Below are 3,237 nucleotides of genomic sequence, written 5' to 3'. Positions count from 1 at the left end.
GCCACGACCGAGGGCACGGCCAGTGCGGCCACCCAGTGCTTCACCCAGAGCTATTCCGACGGCGCGCAGATCGTCCCCGGCACCGGCGGCGGACAGGCCACCCGCTCGATAACCCGTCAGCGGGCCGCCAACACCTGGGACGACTGGGTCTGGCGCGGCACCGAGTTCCAGTGCCCGCGGGGCAGCACCTGCGACTACTCGTGGTCGAGGTCCAAGACGACGAACACCGGCTGGGCGATCGGCGGCGGCACCGATCTCGGTAACGCCAGCTCGCCCTCCAAGAAGTGGTACAACGCCGTGATTCCGCTGGTCGGCGGCTACCAGAGGAGCACCGAGATCAGCACCAACTTCACCTGGACCGTGCACCTCAAGGGCGGTGACGTGGCACAGCCCGTTCAGATCGCGGTCCGGCGCTGGACCCAGGGCGACTTCGTCGGCGGCTGGGTGAAGACAAACCGGGGCTGCCAGGGCGGCACCACCTACGAATGGAACGGAAACACCAGGTTCGGCAACTGGACCCGAAACGTCTTCGAGAAGGAAAAGGTCGGCTACGCCGTCAACGGCCGTATGTGACACCGCAGTTCACTCTTCGAGGAGGTACTCGTGAAGGTCAAGCGCATGAAGCGACGCACGGCGACCCTGGCGGCCGCCGTCCTGACGGCCGGAACAATGTTCGCACTCGCGGTCCCCGGCACGGCACAGGCCCAGGCGGGCTCCCGTATCTGCGGGAACTACTGGACGGGCTACTACGCCAACGGCCAGAAGGAAGTCACCTGGTCCCGGGTGATCGAGGTCCCCAAGAGTGACGGCATCTCCTGCGACGTCGCCATCAACAGGACCGACAGGGTCGGGAATCCCCCGCAGGAGACCGTGAACCTCAAGGTGAAGTGGGGTGCTCGGCAGCGGCTGCAGAACGTGACCTGCGAGTACTTCTCCCAGGGCGTCCTCAACTCCAAGCACGGGGACGACGTCTGCAACAGCATGCTGCGCGCGGACAACGTGGGTGAGGTCAGGCAGCGCACCATCAGCCAGTTCTACGTCAAGGCCTGAGCATGCGCTCCGGTTGCCCGGCTCCCGCCCCACAGGGAGTCGGGCAACCGGCCGAGGCCTGGGCGTAGTTGTGTGACACCCGGTCTGTGATTGTCCGAGGCCGAGGAGTGCGAGGGTGCGCGCCGCCAGGATCGACGGCGGCGCCGCGAGGGGCGTCCGGGACATCGCCGGATGGACAAGTACACGACGGGCGGCATGCGTTGGCCTGGGCAGGGGACGCCGAGGTCGCGCACTGCCGCCCGTTGCGGGGCCTTGAGGAACGCCTCGCCCCGGCCCTACCCTCGAGCCAGCGACACCTCTGACTGAGTCAACTGTCCGCAGTCACTGTCACTGTCACTGTCACCCACGAGGTGGTCCATGACCGTTCAGGACATCCGCTCCTTCAACCGCTTCTCCACGAACGTCATCGGCGCCCTCGACCACAGCAACCGCCTCTACGCCCCCTACACCCTCACCGAGGCCCGCGTCCTCTACGAGCTCGCGCACTCCACTCGTCCCGACGCCGCCGACCTCCGCGCCGAACTCACCCTGGACGCCGAGTACTTGAGCCGCATCCTCAACAAGTTCGAGCAGGACGAGCTGATCGAGCGGGCGCCCTCCGACCGTGATCCCCGGCGGCGGCGCGTCACGCTCACCGTGCGCGGGCGCGAGGCCGCCGACCTGGTGAACGAGCGCGCCACGGAGGCCATCGGCTCGCTGCTCGCCACCGTGCCGGCCGGCGACCGGCCCCGGCTCTCGGATGCGCTGCACACGGTCCGCTCGCTCCTCTCCGACGGCCGGCCCCCGCGCCGCGAGGACGTCGTCCTGCGCGAGCCCGACCCCGGCGACCTCGGCTGGATCGTGCAGCGCAACGCGGCGCTGTACGCGGCCGACTACGGCTTCAACACCGACTACGAGGGGCTGGTCGCCCGAATCGTCGCCGACTTCGCGGAGGACCACGACCCGCATCTGGAGCGGGTGTGGATCGCCGAGCTGGACGGGCGGCCGGCCGGGTGCGTGATGTGCGTACGGGACGAGGCGCCGGGGACGGCTCGGCTGCGGCTGCTGCTCGTCGAGCCGGCGGCGCGCGGGCTCGGCATCGGCGACCGGCTCGTCGCGGCCGTCATCGGCTTCGCGCGAGAGGTGGGCTATCGCGACCTCGTCCTGTGGACCAACGACGTGCTCACCGCCGCCCGCCACATCTACCGGCGCCACGGCTTCGTCCTCGCCACCGAGAAGCCCCACCGCTCCTTCGGCAGGGATCTGGTCGGCCAGGACTGGCGACTGGATCTCCATAAAACGACTGAAAGGTGGAGTGACGGATAGGGTCCTTGCATGAAACTGGCGTTCTCCACCCTCGGCGTGCCCGGTCTCCCCCTCCCCGAGGTCCTGCGGCTCGCGACCACCCACGGCTACCACGGCGTCGAGCTGCGCACCCATCCCGAAGAGCCCGTCCACCTCGGTCTCACCCTCGCCGAACGGGCCGATGTGGCCGCGGAGTTCAAGGCGTCCGGCGTCGAGATCCTCGGCCTCGCCGGGTACGTGCGTGTCGCGGCCCCCGGCGACGACGAACCCGTGCTCACCGAGCTCCGCGCACTCCTCGACCTCGCCCGCGACCTGGGCGCCCCCTACGTCCGCGTGTTTCCGGGCGGCGGCACGGACCAGGCCCCCGGGGAAGCCGACGCGACGGCGGCCCGGAGGCTCGGCACGGCCGCCGAGTACGCGGCCGACCTCGGCGTACGCATCCTCCTGGAGACCCACGACTCGCATCGCACGGGCGCCGACGCGATCCGCATCCTGGGGCCTGTCGGTCACCGTCAGGTGGGCGCCCTGTGGGACGTCATGCACACCTGGCTCGGCGGCGAGCAGCCGTCGGAGAGCTTCGCGGCCCTCTCCCCACACCTGGGATACGTACAGGTCAAGGACATCTCCTCGGCCGAGGACACCACCCCCCTGGCCTTGGGGGCCGGCGTCCTGCCGCTCGCCGAGTGCGTCGAGGTCCTCTCCCGGCACAGCTGGGACGGCTGGCTGTGCTGGGAGTACGAGAAGCGGTGGTACGAGTCCGCCGCACCCCTGGAGGACCTGCTGGGCGCCGGCCGCGAGCACCTCGCCCGGCTGCTCAGCGAGTCGGCCTAGCCGTGGGTGACCGACGCGGCCGACGTGGTGGTCGGTGCGGTTGTCGTGGAGGAGGATCGCGTCCGGCGCGGT

At 69.9% G+C, this 3,237-nt stretch carries 4 protein-coding genes; all 4 read left to right on the top strand.

Translation table 11 applies throughout. The features are described 5' to 3' along the window. The coding region (locus RB628_RS33595; protein WP_318324407.1) for a hypothetical protein at window positions 1-573 on the top strand (573 nt) is incomplete at its 5' end. Between the two features lie 30 nt (window positions 574-603). Next, window positions 604-1,050: a hypothetical protein gene (locus tag RB628_RS33590; protein ID WP_318324406.1), complete on the top strand. Its 447-nt coding sequence runs from the start codon at window positions 604-606 to the stop codon at window positions 1,048-1,050. Between the two features lie 357 nt (window positions 1,051-1,407). Then, window positions 1,408-2,355, top strand: a complete 948-nt coding sequence (locus tag RB628_RS33585) for a bifunctional helix-turn-helix transcriptional regulator/GNAT family N-acetyltransferase (RefSeq protein ID WP_318324405.1) — start codon at window positions 1,408-1,410, stop codon at window positions 2,353-2,355. Window positions 2,356-2,364: 9 nt separating this feature from the next. Beyond that, on the top strand, window positions 2,365-3,165 hold the full coding sequence (locus tag RB628_RS33580; protein ID WP_318324404.1) for a sugar phosphate isomerase/epimerase family protein: 801 nt from the start codon (window positions 2,365-2,367) through the stop codon (window positions 3,163-3,165). The last annotated feature ends 72 nt before the right edge of the window (window positions 3,166-3,237 follow it).

Origin of the sequence: Streptomyces sp. ADMS, from assembly GCF_033441795.1 — a bacterium.
Taxonomy (GTDB): Bacteria; Actinomycetota; Actinomycetes; order Streptomycetales; family Streptomycetaceae; genus Streptomyces.
The sequence above is the reverse complement of the archived record's forward strand: the minus strand, read 5'-3'. Positions and strand labels throughout refer to the sequence as shown.